At 62.1% G+C, this 17,080-nt stretch carries 16 protein-coding genes; 6 read left to right on the top strand and 10 right to left on the bottom strand.

Going from position 1 to position 17,080, the window contains the following annotated elements; translation table 11 throughout:
• Nucleotides 1-13: 13 nt before the first annotated feature.
• The 3 genes from MesoLj_RS14230 to MesoLj_RS14220 all read left to right on the top strand — a co-directional run bounded on the left by MesoLj_RS14230 (nt 14) and on the right by MesoLj_RS14220 (nt 2,957).
• Nucleotides 14-619, top strand: coding sequence for a response regulator transcription factor (locus MesoLj_RS14230; protein ID WP_244735392.1), 606 nt, complete (start codon nt 14-16; stop codon nt 617-619).
• Between the two features lie 79 nt (nt 620-698).
• Nucleotides 699-1,076, top strand: a complete 378-nt coding sequence (locus MesoLj_RS14225; protein ID WP_202326396.1) for a response regulator transcription factor — start codon at nt 699-701, stop codon at nt 1,074-1,076.
• 183 nt (nt 1,077-1,259) lie between these two features.
• Complete coding sequence (locus MesoLj_RS14220; RefSeq protein WP_202326395.1) at nt 1,260-2,957, top strand: tetratricopeptide repeat protein; 1,698 nt, start codon at nt 1,260-1,262, stop codon at nt 2,955-2,957.
• A gap of 327 nt (nt 2,958-3,284) precedes the next feature.
• On the opposite strand, the gene MesoLj_RS36290 is transcribed toward MesoLj_RS14220, so the two are convergent.
• Nucleotides 3,285-3,713, bottom strand: a complete 429-nt coding sequence (locus MesoLj_RS36290) for a hypothetical protein (protein WP_244735391.1) — start codon at nt 3,711-3,713, stop codon at nt 3,285-3,287.
• 224 nt (nt 3,714-3,937) lie between these two features.
• On the opposite strand from MesoLj_RS36290, the gene MesoLj_RS14210 reads away from it, so the two are divergent.
• The 3 genes from MesoLj_RS14210 (at nt 3,938) to MesoLj_RS14200 (ending at nt 6,777) form a co-directional block, all read left to right on the top strand.
• Complete coding sequence (locus MesoLj_RS14210) at nt 3,938-4,603, top strand: response regulator (protein WP_140774370.1); 666 nt, start codon at nt 3,938-3,940, stop codon at nt 4,601-4,603.
• A complete protein-coding gene (locus MesoLj_RS14205; protein ID WP_202326394.1) occupies nt 4,600-6,018 on the top strand; it encodes a sensor histidine kinase in 1,419 nt (472 codons plus the stop codon). The genes MesoLj_RS14210 and MesoLj_RS14205 overlap by 4 nt, the downstream gene beginning before the upstream one ends.
• 147 nt (nt 6,019-6,165) lie before the next feature.
• On the top strand, nt 6,166-6,777 hold the full coding sequence (locus MesoLj_RS14200; RefSeq protein ID WP_202326393.1) for a FadR/GntR family transcriptional regulator: 612 nt from the start codon (nt 6,166-6,168) through the stop codon (nt 6,775-6,777).
• A gap of 85 nt (nt 6,778-6,862) precedes the next feature.
• Here the strand turns inward: MesoLj_RS14200 and MesoLj_RS14195 are convergent, their stop codons facing one another.
• The 9 genes from MesoLj_RS14195 to MesoLj_RS14155 form a co-directional block, all read right to left on the bottom strand.
• Nucleotides 6,863-7,183, bottom strand: coding sequence for a DUF1330 domain-containing protein (locus MesoLj_RS14195; RefSeq protein WP_202326392.1), 321 nt, complete (start codon nt 7,181-7,183; stop codon nt 6,863-6,865).
• Nucleotides 7,184-7,194: 11 nt separating this feature from the next.
• Nucleotides 7,195-8,568: an FAD-binding oxidoreductase gene (locus MesoLj_RS14190; protein ID WP_202326391.1), complete on the bottom strand. Its 1,374-nt coding sequence runs from the start codon at nt 8,566-8,568 to the stop codon at nt 7,195-7,197.
• Nucleotides 8,568-9,347: an HpcH/HpaI aldolase family protein gene (locus MesoLj_RS14185; RefSeq protein WP_202326390.1), complete on the bottom strand. Its 780-nt coding sequence runs from the start codon at nt 9,345-9,347 to the stop codon at nt 8,568-8,570. Before MesoLj_RS14185 ends, MesoLj_RS14190 begins: the two co-directional genes overlap by 1 nt.
• A 47-nt stretch (nt 9,348-9,394) precedes the next feature.
• On the bottom strand, nt 9,395-10,846 hold the full coding sequence (locus MesoLj_RS14180; RefSeq protein WP_202326389.1) for an aldehyde dehydrogenase family protein: 1,452 nt from the start codon (nt 10,844-10,846) through the stop codon (nt 9,395-9,397).
• A gap of 46 nt (nt 10,847-10,892) precedes the next feature.
• Complete coding sequence (locus tag MesoLj_RS14175) at nt 10,893-12,512, bottom strand: GMC family oxidoreductase (RefSeq protein WP_202326388.1); 1,620 nt, start codon at nt 12,510-12,512, stop codon at nt 10,893-10,895.
• A gap of 204 nt (nt 12,513-12,716) precedes the next feature.
• A complete protein-coding gene (locus MesoLj_RS14170) occupies nt 12,717-13,748 on the bottom strand; it encodes an ABC transporter substrate-binding protein (protein WP_202326387.1) in 1,032 nt (343 codons plus the stop codon).
• Nucleotides 13,749-13,788: 40 nt separating this feature from the next.
• Nucleotides 13,789-15,048, bottom strand: coding sequence for an ABC transporter permease (locus MesoLj_RS14165; RefSeq protein ID WP_202326386.1), 1,260 nt, complete (start codon nt 15,046-15,048; stop codon nt 13,789-13,791).
• On the bottom strand, nt 15,041-15,949 hold the full coding sequence (locus MesoLj_RS14160) for a quaternary amine ABC transporter ATP-binding protein (RefSeq protein WP_446720310.1): 909 nt from the start codon (nt 15,947-15,949) through the stop codon (nt 15,041-15,043). The genes MesoLj_RS14165 and MesoLj_RS14160 overlap by 8 nt, the downstream gene beginning before the upstream one ends.
• A 149-nt stretch (nt 15,950-16,098) precedes the next feature.
• Nucleotides 16,099-16,920, bottom strand: coding sequence for an SDR family NAD(P)-dependent oxidoreductase (locus tag MesoLj_RS14155; protein WP_202326385.1), 822 nt, complete (start codon nt 16,918-16,920; stop codon nt 16,099-16,101).
• Nucleotides 16,921-17,080: the final 160 nt, after the last annotated feature.

Raw genomic sequence — 17,080 nt, 5'->3', positions numbered from 1 at the left:
GTCGAACGTTTTCGTGGTCGACGATGATCCGTCGGTCTTGATTGCGTTGGCGCGGCTCCTGACGGTCAAGGGTTACGAAGTCCATACTTTTTCCTCCCCTGGCGCGTTCCTCGAAGCGCACGATCCCGATATCCCTGGTTGTGCGGTCGTGGACGTGTCAATGCCGGGGTTGAATGGTCTCGAACTGCAGGCCGCGTTGAAAGGTTCCGACGACATCGCCCGCCCTGTCATCTTCGTCTCTGGCCAGGGTGATGTTCCAACGAGCGTGCGCGCGATGAAGGAAGGAGCCGTGGACTTCCTCACCAAGCCCATCGACGAAACGGCTCTTATCAATGCCGTCGAAGCGGCGATCGGAAAGGATACCGATCTTCGCCGGGACCGGATCGGGTTCACGGAAGTCCTGAAGCATTATGCATCGCTGACTTCACGGGAACGGGAAGTGCTTTCGCACGTCGTGGCGGGCAGGCTCAACAAGCAGATCGCCGCCGATCTCGGCGTCGCCGAGAAGACCGTCAAACTCCACCGGGGGCGCATGATGTCCAAGATGGGGGTGCGCTCCCTTGCCGAGCTTGTCCGGATATCGGAGCGGCTGGGCCTGGATTTACCGCCTGGCCGGTAGTGCGGCCTGATAGACCAAAGGCCGACTATAAATAGCTCTCGCATCTGAGATAATCGCAGGGTCAGGCCAGGGGTGGTGCGTGAAGATTGCGATTGTCGATGATGATGTGTCGGTCCGAAATGCGCTTGCACGTGTGCTGACCGCCGATGAAATCGAGACGTCGACATTCGCCTCCGGTGCCGAGTTTCTGGATTCGTTGCGTGAACAGATTCCCGATTGCCTGACGCTCGACCTGCAAATGCCGGGAATGAGCGGCCTTGAAGTGCAGCAGGCGCTTCGCGATGCCGGTCTGTCTACCCCCGTGATAGTCATCACCGGTAACGATGATTCCACCGTCGTCAAACGTACCCTCGACGCAGGCGCGATCGCATGCCTGGTCAAGCCGGTTGACCTGGGCCTGCTGCTCGACGCCGTCCAGCGTGCCGTTGCTGGAATCCGTGCAAAGCCGGTTGGCTGATCGAGTTCAAACGCGGTTCAATTGAACTGCGGCTCCTCTCGTCACGAAGGATGGACCAAGGTCCAGCTTGGCCCCGATTTGTATTCGGCAGAAAATCTGCCGTGGCGAAGTATCCCATTGGATGGACTTCAACACCTACGCCAGTCAATTCGCTGAACACGCAAGAAAGTCGAGGGACTTGTTGTGGAAGCTGACGGCAGCGATCTGGACACCTCGACCGTCGAGCCGACGGTTACATGCGAAGAAGCGCGTGCTGAATTGGCGCGATTGCTTTCCGATCCACAATTTCATTGCGCCGACCGCAACAAGCGGTTCCTGCAATTCATTTCGGAGGAGCTATTCGAAGGACGCCAAGACTCGATCAAGGCCTATACAGTAGCCGTGGATGTGTTCGGAAGGCCGGCCAGTTTTGATCCAGGAATAGATCCAATCGTTCGTATCGAGGCGACGCGCCTGCGCGCGTCGCTGTCTCGCTATTATGAATTGAACGGCCATCGGCATGACATCCACATCGATCTGCCGAGGGGACGCTATGTTCCGGATTTCGTCAAGGACAGAAGGTCGGCAGGCGGTGCGAACACCGAACCAGAGGCAGTTCCGGATCCTGCTGTTTCGGTTCAACAACCAGATCCCGCCTTTCGCCAACCTTACCCAAACGGCCGGGCGAGATGGTCGGCAATCGTCCTTGGCGTTGTCGGCGGACTTCTGCTGGGCGGCACGCAACTGATCTCTTTCTTGCATGTCCCCAATCGACCCGAAGCCGTATCGGATCAGCCGACGGTCGCCATCAGCACCATGGCAACCGACCGGGCAAACGGTTCCGAGGCAGGCCAGTTGCGTGACGCGGTTACAGCGGCTTTGTCACGCTTTCAAACGCTGCGTATCTCGACAGAAAACAGCTCCGCGGAGGAGAACGCCCGATATGGGATCGTTCTCAAATACGATTCATCGAATACCCTTCCCTACCTGTGGTGGCAGGTCGTCGACAAGATCAGCAACGAGGCACTTGCCACCGATATCGAGTATGTGTCCAAGGACAGCCCCTCCTGGACCGACCCGTCGAATCGCTTGATTGGTAACCTTGCGAACCGGATCGCGGGCGACACCGGAATCATACATACGGCTCTGGTCAACGCCGAACTGGCCAAGCCATCGCTTGGCAATGGCTGCGTCCTGCGCGCGCATATGGCGCTGAAAGCTGCCGACAGGCCGTCGCTTGATGCCGTCAGATCATGCCTGGTCAAGACGATCGAACTGCGCCCGAACGATGCTGACGCCTACGCCATGCTGGCGATGGTTCTGCTCGCGTCTTCGGGCTGGGACAAGGATAACGATCCGACCGCTCGGGCCCTCGACCTGGCTGACAAGGCCGCGGCCCTGGAGCCAGATTCGGTCCTTGGCGCCTTCGCCCAGATGATGGCTCGTTACAGGAACGGCCAGCCGGATGCCGCGATCGCATCTGGCCGGCGAGCCATGGATCGCAACCCCTTCGATGCCGCGATTGCCCTGAAGCTCGGCGGAATCCTGTTCCTGACCGGTAGATGGGACGAGGGCATTTCGCTGTTGAGTGGAGCCGACGGCACTCAGGACGACACAATTCTTGCTTTTGACGCCTATCGACGTGGTGCCTACGATGAGGCGCAGCGCCATCTTCAGCAAGTTCGCGCTTCGGGTTGCTATCTGACCGAAGTGGTGTGGATTGCAACACTCGGCAAGGTTGGACGAACAGAGGAAGCGGCTCAGCATATTGCGGCACTGCGCCGGGTACAGCCGCGCTTCGAGGAATCTGTTTCCGACGCGATGACGTCTCGTTCAGTGGCACCGTCTCTCGCTGAACCCCTGAAGTCAGGGCTTGAGGCGGCAGGCCTGCATCCTCGCTAAGACCGAACATTTAAGCGGATCGCCGTCGATATCGCGAGAGCGATCGACCTGGGCGAGGAAAAGCGCGGTCAATGGTAATGGTGCGCCCGCTGGGTCGACGTCCCCTATGGGAAATCAATACTTTAGCGGATGGTTCGCCAACCCATTTCCTTCGAACGCGGTTTCTCCTCCTTCCACAAAAGGGTCGACAAACTCGTGACGAACGCGGCTGGTTTTGGCCGGAAGCGGTCAGTCCGCTTTCGGGATGAAGGTGATAGAAGCTGCCGTTCAATTGTCGATCAGAGCGGCTGGCGGCGCGGAGAAACTGCTCCGCGCCGTCGAAGAAGCTTATCGGTCGGGCGCGCCCGGAAAGATTGCCGCGACTTCATGTCCGTGTAGCCGGTCGAGCAGGCCGCGCGGGCCCGGACGCGGTGGCCGCAGGCTCTCAGCCCTGCCGTCAGCATGGACGAGCAGGTCGCCATGAAGGAAGCCATCGTCGAAATGGCCTTGGACAGTGAGAGTTTCGCCGGCAGCGACCAGCTTGCCGCCCTCCCCTGCGCGGCCGGTTTCAACCAGCGCACGGCCGCTGCCGTCATCGATGACGAACTTGTTGCCGAAGATTTCGGCCACTTTGCCTTTGACAGCCACGGTACTGTACGGCGCGAGGGTGGCGATGGTTGTCGGCTGCATCAAGATCACGTTGTCGCGCGGCACCGCCAATATGGCTGCGCCGGCTCCGGCAACCAGTCCAACTGCGATCAGTCCGGCGGCGAACAAGCCGGTAAGATAGGGCCTGCGCCTATGATGGGACGGCGGGAGGGCAGCGGTCGCCTCATGGGTAGTTTGGGATGTATCAGTCATATTGGGCACCTTCAGTTGCTGTGGAATGCCGTCGGTTTTACACCTCCGCCTGGAACCGAGCCTGAACCAGGCCGTTCAGCTTCGGTTCAGCCGCAGGGCCTAGCACCGACGCCAACGCGCGTGGCAGGGAAGTCAATGAAATGAAGGTGCTGCTCGTCGAAGACGATGAATCGATCGCCAGCCAGCTGGGCGAAGCGCTGCGCGACGAGAATTTTGTTGTCGACATCGCCCGCAACGGCGAGGACGGCCAGCATCTCGGTGACACCGGCGCATACGATGTCGCGGTTCTCGATCTTGGCCTGCCAAAGGTCGAGGGCAAGACGGTACTCAAGGCCTGGCGCGCGGCTGGGCGTAACCTGCCGGTGCTGATCCTGACGGCGCGTGACGGCTGGTCAGAAAAGGTCGACGGATTCAAGGCCGGCGCAGACGACTATCTGACCAAGCCGTTCCGGACCGAGGAACTGATCATGCGGCTGCGCGCCCTGGTTCGTAGGTCAGCCGGCCATGCCCAGGCGAAAATTGTTTGCGGACCACTCGCCTTCGACGCGCAACTCGGCACTTTCGAGCTCGACGGGCTACCGTTGAAACTGACGGGACTTGAATGGCGGGTCCTTTCCAGCCTGATTTTGCGGAAGGAGGTCGTGGTAACTCGTACCAATCTGCTCGACCGTGTTTATGATGGCGATGCCGAGGTCGAATCCAATTCGTTGGAAGTGATCATTGCCAGGCTCCGCCGCAAGATCGGCCACCATCACATAGCCACGGTGCGAGGTCTCGGTTATCGGCTGACGGCAGACGAAAAATGACATGGTTGCCGCGTTCACTGGCCGGCAGATTGCGGCTTGCGGCAATAGTCGCTGTTATCGCAGCACTGCTGATTGCTGGCATCGTCATCGCATTCATCCTGCAGCGTTTCGTCGTTGGCCAGATCGACCAGCGTCTGGACGCGCAGATTTTCGCCGTTGCGTCAGCCTTGCAGCGCGATGGCGAAGGCAGGATGACAGTGACACCTGTCTTGAGTGGGCCACCCTACGATCGTCCGCAGTCGGGATGGGTATGGCAGGCATCCGGACCATCCGGTGACGCCGTCTCGGCCACGCTGGCCGGTGTTGGTCCCGTCAAGCTGCCTGCCGTCGTCCCAGGCCACTTCGATAATTTTGTTGGCTTCCGGGACTGGTTTGGGCTGCTGCGCTCGCTCGGGCGCCCAAGAACCGCCGAAGGAGCAGGAGCCGGCGGCGAAATGCTCCATTGGCGTACTCTTGAAGTGCCTTTTGGGACGGAAAGGGTGACCATCGCCGCAGGAGCCCCTTTGCGCGCGATTTACGGACCCCTTCGGGAAGCGCTGCTGCCCTTGGCGCTGGCTCTGTTGACGTTAGGCTTGCTGTTATGCGGCGCTCTCTTCGCGCAAGTCCGGCTTGGCCTTCGTCCCCTTGCCAGCTTGCGAGAGGGGCTCGCCGATATCCGCGCAGGCAGGCGAAACGCGCTGCCAACTGATCAACCCAGCGAGATCGGCCCGTTGGTGGAGGAAGTAAACAGCCTGCTTGCCGACAATGCCGAAGGCCTGGCACGCGCCCGACGCCACGTTGCCAACCTGGCGCATGGTCTCAAGACACCGTTGGCGGCACTAAGTCTGGCCTTGGAACCCCGACCCGCAAGGGCTTCGTCTGATGCAATCGTGACATCTGGTGCTCTAGGAATGCGCGATCAGCTCGGCTTGATGGAGCGGCTGATCCGCCACCATCTGGCTCGTGCTCGCGCCGCTGCACTTGCCGGGCCCGCCCGGGCCAGTACGCCTGTTCGCGACAGGCTCTCCGACCTCACCAGCATGATCGCCAACATTCATCGCGAGCGCGCCATCGGCTTCGAGATGTCGGCGATGTCGGACTTTGCCGTGGCTGTCGAGACACAGGATTTCGACGAGATTTTCGGCAACCTCCTCGACAATGCCTGCAAATGGGCTCGTTCGCGCGTCGCAATTTCGGCATCCAGCGACGATGGCGATGTCACCATCACCATTGAGGATGATGGTCCTGGCATCGACGCGGCCGCGATGCCGGAAGCGATGCGCCCGGGTCGGCGCATCGATGAGGCGGCCCCCGGTCATGGATTCGGCTTGCCGATCGCGGCCGAGCTTACCGAACTTTACGGTGGACATCTCAATCTCTCGCGACGTTCGGAAGGAGGTCTCCGGGTCGAAGTCCGGCTGCCGAAAGCCCTTTGAATCCAACTGTCGTCTGATGTCTGCCGGCGACCGACGAAGTGCCCATCGCCAGGACAAGGAGAGGCTTTGGCATGGGGTGCAGTCCGGGCCGCCAGCCAGTCGAGCAGCATCATGCCGATCAGGAACAGATAGACGTCAAGACCACTCGTGCTGCCGCGCGAGGAAGAGCTCTGCGCCATGCTCGGCGTCAGCCGCACCTCGGTGCGCGAGGCGGTCAAGGTGCTGTCGGCGAAGGGGCTGGTGGAGGCACGGCGCAGGGTCGGCGTGCGTGTGCTCTCGCGCGACGACTGGCGGCTGCTCGATCCCGTGGTGCTGAGTTGGCATCCCGATATCCAGAACGACAGCGAATTGATTTCCGGCCTGATCGAGGCACGCCGCATTTTTGAGCCGGCCGCCGCCGAGCTTGCGGCACGGCGCGGCACCGGCTCCGACCTCGCAGCGATCGAGGCGGCCTTCAACGCCATGCGCGATTCGATCCCGCATGACCTCGATGGTGTCTGCCGGGCGGACCTGTCCTTCCACCGCAGCGTGATCGCGGCCAGCCACAACGTCGTTTTGAAGGGCTTGATCGGGATGCTGGAAGCGGCGCTGAGCGCGTCCTTCCTCGTCACCAACAAGCTGATGGAAGCGCAGTCGCGGGCGCTTGCCGCGCATCAGGCCGTGCTCGAGGCGATCCGCATGCGCGACACGGCCGGCGCCAGGGCCGCGATGAACCGTCTGCTGGACATCGCCGCTGAGGACTTGCGCGCGAGCCTGTAGCCGAGCACGGTTATATCACGTTGCCCATGGCGCGCCCCGAGTCGAACCGTGCGGGTCCATTGCGGTCGCAGCCGGAGCCCTGCCTTCAAGCAGGCTTCCAGGGCGCGTCGCGCAAGCCCTCGACCATGATGAAATCGGCCTCTGCTATGCCTTCGCGGAAGCTACGGGCATACTGATACTCCTCGGACTCGTAGCAGCTGACGGCAGCTTCGAAGGATGGGAACTCCCAGATTACATTGCGCGATCGCCCGGATCCTTCCATGACCTGGACACGCCCGCCTCGCGCCAGGCACACGCCGCCGAACTTTCGGAAGGCAGCGGTGTTTGCCTCGACATACTTCTTGTACTGCTCTGCGTCTTGCACGTCGACGCGAGCGATCCAATAGCCCTTCGGCTTGGTGTCCATAGGAGCTCCGTTCAGATGATCTTGCCAGGATTCAAGATGCCGTTGGGATCAAGGGCGGACTTGATCATGCGCATGGTTGCGATCTCGTCGGCACTGCGCGAGTGATCGAGGAAGTGCTTCTTTGCCACTCCAATCCCATGTTCAGCGGAAATCGATCCGCGGTAGCGGCGGATCAGGCCGTAAATTAGCTTCTGGACCTCGGCTTTTCTTTCAGGATTGGCCAGACCGGTGGTCACGTGAAGGTTGCCATCCCCGAGATGGCCGATGACATGCAGGCCAAGGTTCTCAGGAACTTCCTTGGCCAGCAAGGTTGCAGTCTCGTCAACGAAGGCTTCCATGGTCGAAATCGGCAACGAGACGTCGAAGTCGAGCATGACCTTGAACAAGTCGATCTCAGGCTGAAACTCTTCGCGGATGCGCCAGATGTCCGCACGCTGGCGCGACGATTGGGCGACCACGATGTCGCTCGCCGCGCCGCTTTCGAGCAGCCGGGCCATCGTTGCTTCGAATTCCGTCGCGTCGTTGTCCGGGGCGAACCCTTCCGCTTCGCAGAGAACATAGTAGGGAAAGCCGATCGGCAGCGGCGGCGCCGCCGGACAAACGGCAGCCACGTTGAAGTCATAGAACTCGCGCCACATGATCTCGAAGGACGACAGCGTGCCGCGCAGCGCTTGTCGCATCGTGCGCAGCGCACCGACCACGGCTCCGAAGCTGTCGAAGGCGAACAGGGCCGTGTTGACTGTTTGCGGAGCCGGGTGCAGCCGCAGCACCGCCTTGGTGATGACGCCAAGCGTCCCTTCCGCGCCGATGAACAGATGCTTCAGATCGTAGCCGCTGTTGTCCTTTGTGTAAGGCACAAGGTGGCTGAGCACGGTGCCGTTGGCGAGCACGCACTCCAGGCCAAGCACCTGGTCGCGGGCTACGCCGTAGCGCAGCGCCTGGAAGCCGCCCGCATTGGTGGACAGCACGCCGCCCACCGTCGCGCTGCCCCGAGCCCCGAGATCAAGCCCGAAGCGCAAGCCACTCTTTTGCGCGGCAAGCTGCAGGTTCTCCAGCACGACCCCAGCTTCCGCCTCTACGGTCATGCCATCCGTATTGGGCGGCTGCAGGCGGTTCAGCCGTTCCAGCGACATCAGCACCATGTCGGGCGTGGCCAGCGTGGCGTGAACGAGATTGGTGCGCCCTCCCTCGACGATCACCGGCTGGACGCGGCGATCGCAAAAGGAGAGCACCGCGGAAACCTCTTCGACGCTACCGGGCTTCACCAATCCCAGAGCCGTTGTCGGCACGTTGTTCCAGAAATCCTGCGCACGCGAGCGCAGGTCCTCGCCGTCCACCACATGGTGCTGCCCGACGATGCTTCTCAGTTCGGCAAGACGTGCCATCAGCCGCCCACTTCTATTGCGAGGTCGGCAAGCAGGCGCCGGCCAGATTGCGCGAGGAAGTCGAGGTCCGATCCGGTCGTGAACAGCGAGTAGCCAAGCATGCGCAGCCTCGAGAGCCGGTCAGGAGAAGAGAGGTCGATCGCCGCGATCTTGCCATGCGCCTGCGCGGCCTTCGCGATACGATCGAGCACCGATAGCAACTCGTCGCTGAGCACGCCAACGGTCAGGCCCAGTGAACTGGCGAGATCGGCAGGGCCGACGAACAGGACGTCCACCCCCTCCATTGAAGCAATCGCATCCACATTCTCCAGCCCGAGCGCGCTTTCAATCTGGACGATCAGCGTGGTAGCCGCGTTCGCCTCACGCAGGTACTCGTCGGCATTGTCGTAGAAGCCAGAGGCGCGCCAGGGGCCAATGCCGCGTCGTCCCAAAGGCGCATACCTTGCGGTGGCGACGATCTCACGCGCCTGTTCCGCCGTTTCAACCATCGGAATCATGACGCCGGCCGCACCCGTATCCAGCGCGGTCTTGATCTCGGAAACGGATAGGGACGTCGTCCTGAAGATCACCGGCATCCTGTGCAAGTCCGCCGCGGGCAGCAATGTGGCAAGGTGCTTGGCGTCGACGGAGGAATGCTCCGCGTCGACCAGCAGAAAGTCGAATGGAAGCCGAGCCAATACCTCCACCACCGTCGGCCCCGGCAGGCCCACCCAAGGGCCGAAGACCGGAGCCTTGCCCTTCATTTTGCTTTTGAGACTCTTGCCAAGTTCAATGATCATAGAGGGATTCCCTAGCTCGGGATAACGTGTGCGGGATCGGCAGCTGGTTACGGCTGCGCGCCCATGACTGCCTTGAATTCGAGGAACTCGGCCAATCCGAACTCGCCGTACTCGCGGCCATTGCCGGACTGCTTGAAGCCACCGAACGGTGCGGCGGTGTCCCAGGCCGGGTAGTTCAGGTGGACGTTCCCTGCGCGCAGCTGCGCGGCCACATCCAGGATCCGTTTCTGATCCGTGCCCTGAACGTAGGCCGCAAGCCCATAGTCGGAATCGTTCGCAATCCGGATTGCTTCCTCTTCCGTATCGTAGCGCATCATCACCAGCACGGGTCCGAACACCTCCTCGCGCGCGATACGCATGCCAGGGGTCACATCGGCAAAGACCGTCGGACGCGTGAAGTAGCCCTGGCTGAGGTCGGCCGGGCGACCGGGACCGCCGGTGACAAGCCTCGCACCTTCCGCCATCGCCATCTCGATCATAGCCTGGACGCGATCGAACTGGGTCTGGCTGACCAGCGGCCCCAAGGTGGTCTGCTCGTCGCCAGGATTGCCGACGCGCTGTGCTTCCGCCGCCTGTTTGGCCACCTCGACGGCTTGAGAATACCGTTCCTTGTCCACCAGCATGCGGGTCGGCGCATCGCAGGACTGGCCGGTGTTGAGCATGCATGAGTCAACGCCATTGCGGACGGCGGGCTCAAGATCGGCGTCCGGCAAGATGATATTTGCCGACTTGCCGCCCAGTTCCTGGTGAACCCGCTTCACGCTGTCGGCCGCGGCCTTTGCAACGGCAATGCCGGCGCGGGTCGAGCCGGTGATCGACACCATATCGACCAGCGGGTGCGTGGAAAGCGCTGTCCCGACCAATGGTCCGTCGCCATGTACGAGGTTGAACACGCCAGGCGGAGCACCGGCTTCCTGCAGGATCTCGGCGAAGATCACGGCATTGAGAGGTGCCACCTCGCTGGGCTTCAGCACCATCGTGCAGCCCGCGGCCAAGGCGGGGGCCACTTTGCAGGCGATCTGGTTGATCGGCCAGTTCCAAGGCGTGATCAGCGCGACGACCCCGATCGGCTCGCGCACCAGCAGCGTGCTGCCGCGCATCTCGCGGAACTGGAAGGTACGCAGCACCTCGATCATCTTCTCGAGATGGGCTGCGCCGCTTGCTGTCTGGCCGGATAGCGAGAGCGATGCAGGCGCCCCCATCTCCATGGTCAGCACCTCGGCGATCTCCTTCTCGCGTTTGCGGAACCCGGCAAGGACGCGCTCCAGCAGGGCAAGCCTGTCCTCGCGGGTGGTGGCAGAGAACCGCGGAAATGCCGCATGCGCGGCGCGCACGGCATCGTCGACATCCTGTGCGTTCCCCATGGCGATCCTGGCGCAGGGCTGCCCGGTTGACGGGTTGATCACGTCAAGAGTGTCGGTCCCGTGCGGATCCGCCCATTTACCGCCGATCAAGAACTGGAGCGCGTGCGGCGAGTTGTAGGTCTGTGGGTCGGTCATTCTCGTTGTTTCCTGAGGTGGCGCCGGCGGTGCCGCGGATGGATGGCTAGGCCGCGTCCGCCCGAGCCAGCGGCTTCTTGCCGAGGATCATGTCGGCGGCCTTTTCGGCGATCATGATCGTTGGAGCGTTGGTGTTGCCGGTCACCAATGTGGGCATGACCGAAGTGTCGACCACGCGCAGGTTGCGCACGCCGTAAACTTTCAGCGATGCGTCCACCACGGCAAGGGGATCGGTGTCGGTGCCCATCTTGCAGGTGCAGGCTGGATGGTAGCCTGAGATTGCGTTGCGGCGAACATAGTCGAGGAGCGCGCCATCCGACTGGATCTCCGGCCCAGGTCCGATCTCCGCCTTGCGGTAGGGGCTGAAGGCATCCTGTTCGCCGATCTCGCGCGCCGCCCGAATGCCTTCCACCATCTCGCGACGATCTTTCTCTTCCGAGAGGTAACGAGGATCGATGACCGGCGCGTCGGACATCCGGTCTGATCGCAGGCGGATGAAGCCACGGCTGTCCGGCCGCATCTGGTTGATGTCAATCTGATAGCCCGCCGCCGCCTGTTTGCGGTGGCTCTTCGGATCCTCGATCAGCAGCATCGGCGTGAAGAAGAACTGGAGTTCAGGCGCGTCTCCCGGGTCGCTTGCCCTGAACGCGCCGCAGCTCCAGAAAGGATGCGCCCCCGGCCCGGACTTGGTGAGCAGATAGCGGATACCCAGCATCACGCCGCGATCGATGCGCTGGTAACGATCGAAGGTCGCAGCCGGGTTGGTGGTCTCGTATTGCACCGGCAGGGCAAGATGGTCCTGCAGGTTGGCACCGACGCCGGGCAGGTCCACCGCAACGGGAACAGACACGTCGCGCAGGTTCTGCTCCGGCCCGATGCCGGACACCATCAGGAGTTGCGGCGAGGTGATGGCGCCGAGCGCGACGATGACTTCGCCGCCTCGAACCTCTTTGGCCTTTCCGTTGCGCCGTACCTTGAGGCCGACCGCCCGCCCCCCTTCGACAACGATCCGCTCGCAAAACGTGTCGGACATCACTGTCAGGTTCTTGCGGTGCAGAATCGGGTGGATGTAGGCCGAGGCGGCATCGCTGCGGCGGCCGCCGCTCACGCTCACATCGTAGATGCCGAAGCCGTCCTGGCGCGCGCCGTTGAAATCCGCGTTGCGCTTGTAGCCCGCCTGCTTCGCCGCTTCGAGGAAAGCGAGATCGATGGGCGCCGCACCGCCGGCATAGCTCGTACGCAGCGGCCCGCCCGTGCCATGGAAGTCGTTGTCGCCGCGGTGGCTGTCTTCCATGCGCTTGAAATACGGAAGAACGTCCGCATAGGACCAGCCATCCAGCCCGCGCTGGCGCCAGCCGTCATAATCCGAGGGGTTGCCGCGGATGTAGACCATGCCGTTGATCGCCGAAGAGCCGCCGAGCCGCCTGCCGCGCGGCCAGTATACCTGGCGACCGAACATCTCGGCTTGCGGCTCCGTCCGGAATGCCCAGTCATAGGCCGGCTTGCCGAAGATGAAGCCATTGGCGGTTGGCATGCTCACGAAGATGCTGCGGCGAGCCGAACCCGCTTCGACCAGCAGGACCCTGTTGGCCGGATCCTCGCTCAGCCGATTGGCGAGCACGCAGCCTGCCGAACCGCCACCCGCAATGATGAAGTCATAGGTCATGTTAGCACCTTGCGCAGCAATGCTGCCGCTTACGGAGACGCACAGAAGGAGGCCGACGTCAGGCTGCGCTGGCCGGCCGTCGCGAGGGGCGGCGGCAGAACCGGTGCCGGACAGGCAGACGAGGGCACCGTTGGCGCCCGGCCCCAGCCAGGCGTATCCAGTCCCGATGCCGCCGCCTCCAAGCCAGAAAGGCGGAAGGGCTTGCTACCGCACGCCGGCTAGCCATTCGTTCTCGATCTTCGGCTTGTTCGCGTCGATCCACTCCTTGGCGACCTGTTCAACCGGCTTGCCGTCGACTTCCATGGCCAGGATCCACTTGCTGACATCGTCGGTACTGAGTTTCACCTGTGTCAGGAACTGCGCGATCTTGGGGTCACGGCCGGCGAGTTCCTTGGAATGGGCGACATACACGCGGGTCGGCGGTTGGCTGCACTTGATGTCGCTGGCTTCCAGCCAGTCGTTGCGTTCGCCTGGTTGGTAGAAGGTGTAGCAGCCGTTTGCGTTATAGCGCTCCGTACCCTTCGCGCCTTCGGTGGTGTAGCCGGTGAACGCAGGCTCCTCGAGCTTCACAAGCTCATAGGCGGCAAAGATCCACTCGGGCGTCCAGTAATAGAAGGCGATCGGCTTCTTGCTGGCATAAGCATCCTTCAACAATGCCAGCTCCACGGCCTGGTCGAGCGTGGTCAACTCCATCGTCTTGTCGAAGCCGTATGACTTGGCGCGCACCTGCGTCTGATTGGTGGACTCCCAACCGGCCGCGCCGGCCCAGAGTTCACCCAGCCCATTGCCGTCCGAATCGAAGAGTTTCGCGATCTCCGGCTTGGCCAGATCGGCGAGAGATTTCACGCCGTATTCGTCGGCAACGTATTTGGGGATGAAGATGCCCTCCGTCCCCTCATACGGCGTCTTGTTGAAGATGATCGTTTCGGCACTTCCAGGAATGACATAGTTCTTCATCTGGGCAGGCAGGTGATCGCTCCAGACGTCCGCCACGACATCAACGCTGCCGTCTCCCTTGTTCATGCTCTCGTAGAGCGCCTCCTGGGAGGCAGCGATCGTGCTCACATCGGCATCGAGGTATTCGGTCATGACCTGGTTCAAGACCTGCTCAATCGCGCGTGACCCGAGCCAGTCCAGCTCACCGATCACGACCTTGGTCTTGGCCTCCGCCGCACCGCCCGCAAGGGCCAGGATGGCTAGCGCGGCCACGCCGCTCGTCATTAGTTTGCGAAACATGTCTGCTCTTCCCCTTGTTGTTTGTGTGTCGAGAGTGATCTCAATTCTCGCTATCTTCGGTTCTGCGCGCGCGACCGCGCACCATACGGTCGAGCATCATGGCGCACAGCACGATCGCGATGCCCGCCAGGAAGCCCTGACCTGTCTTGAGCATCTGCAGCGAGCGGATGACATCCAGCCCCAGCCCGCCCGCGCCAATCATGGCGGCGACGACCACCATCGACAGGCACATCATGATCGTTTGATTGATACCCAGGCGGATCGACGGCACGGCCAGGGGAAGCTCAACCTTCAGCAGGGCTTGCATCGGTGTGGCTCCGAATGCGTCGGCTGCTTCCTTGACGTGCTTGGGAACCTGGCGGATGCCGAGCGCCGTGAGGCGCACGACGGGCGGCAGCGCGAAAATCACGGTGGCGATGACGCCCGGCGGCTTGCCGACCGAGAAGAAGGCCACGGCCGGGATCAGGTACACGAAGGTCGGCAGCGTCTGCATGATGTCGAGCACCGGCTCGAGCACGGTCAGCGCGCGCCTGCTCTTGGCGCAAAGGATTCCGAGCGGAAGCCCGATGATGATGCAAATGATCACGGCTGTCGCGATCAGCGCCAGCGTGCCCATGCTCTTTTCCCAAAAGCCGAAGATGCCGAGATAGAGAAGGCATGCCGCGGTGAACAGCAACGCCCGCCAGCCCGAGAGCCAGAGCGCGGCAAGCAGGAAAACAAGTGCGACCACGGGCCAGGGCGTGCCCACGAAGATTGTTTCGATGAAGGTCAAAGTATACCGGAGGCCGACGGTCAGGCTGTCGAAGAAGCCGACCCAATTGCGCTTCATCCAGGTGACCGCATTGTCGAACACCAGCGCTGTCGCGTTGTCCCAGCCTCGCGGAGCGGGAAACTTCACCAGGTAATCGACGGGTGCCGGCGACACGAACCGGTAGAGGGTCAGCCCGTAGGCGAAAACCAGGATCGCCGTGCCGATCAGTGTGCTGGCCGTGGCAACATGCGACCGGTGGTGACGTTCTCCGCGAGCCACGCTATAGGCGCCAAGCAAAGCCGTGCCGATCCGTACGCCCAGGATGACCAGTGCGCCGAACCAGGCGCCGACGCCTTGTCCCGCGACGACCAACCCGCGCACGAACACCACCAGGCCGATGGCCTCCACGATGGCCGATGCCGCGAACAGGCCCCACATGGCATGGTGCGCGGCCCAGAGCGGGCCGCCCAGAAACGCATTGACAAGCGTCCGTTGGTTCTGCCGGCCGGCCTTTGCGGGATAGGATATGTCGATCGCCTGGTCAGCCAACGCTCTGCCTTCTGCTCATGCCTTTGAGAACCGCAAGGCGGTCGACAAGCCCAACCAACTTGCCTGAAAGATCGATGATCGAAATCGGATGATCGCTGCCAGCGGCCAACCCTGCGAGTTCGCCCAGGGTAGTGTCTGGCGCGGCGCGGGGAGCGGACGGATCAAAGGAACCTTGCGCTTCCACCATGATATCCGATGCCCGCACAACCTTCAGTTCAGACACGCCGGCAACGAACTCGGCGACATAGCTGTCGGCCGGGCGAGCGATGATGTCGCCAGGCGTTCCCACCTGAACGACCCGGCCGTCGCGCATGATGGCGATCTTGGTGCCGACGCGCATCGCCTCATCGAGGTCGTGGGTGATAAAGACGGTGGTCTTGCGCATCTTGCTGGACAGTTCGATGAACTGGTCCTGCAACTGGCGCCGGATCAGCGGGTCAAGCGCGCCGAACGGCTCGTCCATCAAGAGGATGTCGGGGTCGCCCGCAAGCGCGCGTGCCAGACCGACGCGCTGCTGCATGCCACCCGAAAGCTCATCGGGAAAGCGGTTTTCCCAACCAGCAAGGTCGACCAGCTTCAGCATCTCCGCCGCACGCTGAAGCCGTTCGGCTCGGCGGACCTTGCGAAGCTCCAGTCCGAAGGCCACGTTTTCGATCACCGTGCGGTGCGGAAGCAGTGCGAAGTTCTGGAACACCATCGCGATTTTGGAGGCGCGAAGGGCACGAAGATTTTTGGCACTGAGATCGCAAACGCTCTGGCCATTGATCAAGATGTCGCCCGAGGTGGGTCGGATCAGCCCGTTGATGTGACGGACAAGAGTGGACTTGCCGGAGCCGGACAGACCCATGATGCAGAAGATCTGGCCAGCCGGAATGGAGAGGTTGACGTCCGCTACACCCACGACGCAACCGTACTTCTGGAGTAGATCCTTCTTGGCCGTTTCACTCTGCTTGGTAGCCGCCATCGCCTCGCTGGCACGGCTCCCAAAGAGCTTCCAAACGTTGCGGCATTCTATGGCCGGCTGCACTGAACTGGTCTGGACGCTAGAAATCACCAGTAGCTCCCAAGCGAAACAGTGATGGCCTGGCCGTTGATGCCACTGGAAGCAGGCGCGACAAGAAAGGAGATCACGTCTGTGATTTCCTGCACACTGACGATCCTACCCGCCGGGTTGGCGGCATTGCGCTCGGCCCATACCTCTTCCACGTTCATGCCGCGCCGCTCGGCCTCGAATTCGGCATCGCGCTCGGCCATATCGGTACGCACCCAGCTTGGCAGCACCGCGTTGCAGGTTCCTCCGAAGGGAGCGATATCCTGAGCGACCGACCGCATCAGGCCGATCACACCATGCTTGGAGGCGCAATACGGCGCCATCGACGGCGCGCCGACTTCGCCGGCCGTTGAGGCGAGCAGGACGATCCGGCCCCAGCCTGCTTCACGGATGTTGCGCGCAACCAATTGGGACAGCTCGAAGCCGCTATCGAGATTGACGGCCATGGTCTCGCGCCAATCATCAAGGCCTTGGTCGAAAATCGGCTTGTCAAGATAACCGCCGCGCCCTGCCGCATGAACGAGGATGGTCGCAGGTCCGAGCGCATGGGCGGCTTCGGAAATCTCGGCGCAAGCGCCAGGGCGGCTTAGCGAGAGCGCAAAAGGAGTTATTCCACGAGTCTGGGAAAGCGTTTCCAGCAAGTCACCATCCCGCGCCGTCGCGAGAACCTTGACGCCTTGCTCCGCAAGCGCGATCGCGGCGGCGCGACCCATGCCGCGGCTTGCCCCGGTGACGATGGCGACGCTTCCAGCCAGGTTCCGGACGGGCGCGGAAGTCATGCCGACACGCCACACCGGGAGATCGGACGCAAGCCGCGGCATGCCGATTTCGAGCGCCAGGCGCTTGCTGATTTTGTCTGACCTGAAGCCGGCGCACTCATCTGATACCGCGATCTTTCCCGAATTCCGATAGCTTTCCACCTTTGCGACAATGTCGCAAGTTAAATTTACTAATTCTCTCTATTGCGATCTTACTGTATGA

The organism is Mesorhizobium sp. 113-3-9, from assembly GCF_016756515.1.
Taxonomy (GTDB): Bacteria; Pseudomonadota; Alphaproteobacteria; order Rhizobiales; family Rhizobiaceae; genus Mesorhizobium.
This window is presented reverse-complemented; position numbering and strand designations above follow the sequence as displayed.

What these genes read in the sequence shown, in the direction of transcription:
- MesoLj_RS14210 (WP_140774370.1), top strand. Translation starts at nt 3,938, where the DNA reads ATGAAGGTGCTGCTCGTCGAAGACGATGAATCGATCGCCAGCCAGCTG.
- MesoLj_RS14205 (WP_202326394.1), top strand. Translation starts at nt 4,600, where the DNA reads ATGACATGGTTGCCGCGTTCACTGGCCGGCAGATTGCGGCTTGCGGCA.
- MesoLj_RS14195 (WP_202326392.1), bottom strand. Translation starts at nt 7,183, where the DNA reads ATGGACACCAAGCCGAAGGGCTATTGGATCGCTCGCGTCGACGTGCAA.
- MesoLj_RS14190 (WP_202326391.1), bottom strand. Translation starts at nt 8,568, where the DNA reads ATGGCACGTCTTGCCGAACTGAGAAGCATCGTCGGGCAGCACCATGTG.
- MesoLj_RS14185 (WP_202326390.1), bottom strand. Translation starts at nt 9,347, where the DNA reads ATGATCATTGAACTTGGCAAGAGTCTCAAAAGCAAAATGAAGGGCAAG.
- MesoLj_RS14180 (WP_202326389.1), bottom strand. Translation starts at nt 10,846, where the DNA reads ATGACCGACCCACAGACCTACAACTCGCCGCACGCGCTCCAGTTCTTG.
- MesoLj_RS14175 (WP_202326388.1), bottom strand. Translation starts at nt 12,512, where the DNA reads ATGACCTATGACTTCATCATTGCGGGTGGCGGTTCGGCAGGCTGCGTG.
- MesoLj_RS14170 (WP_202326387.1), bottom strand. Translation starts at nt 13,748, where the DNA reads ATGTTTCGCAAACTAATGACGAGCGGCGTGGCCGCGCTAGCCATCCTG.
- MesoLj_RS14155 (WP_202326385.1), bottom strand. Translation starts at nt 16,920, where the DNA reads ATGCCGCGGCTTGCGTCCGATCTCCCGGTGTGGCGTGTCGGCATGACT.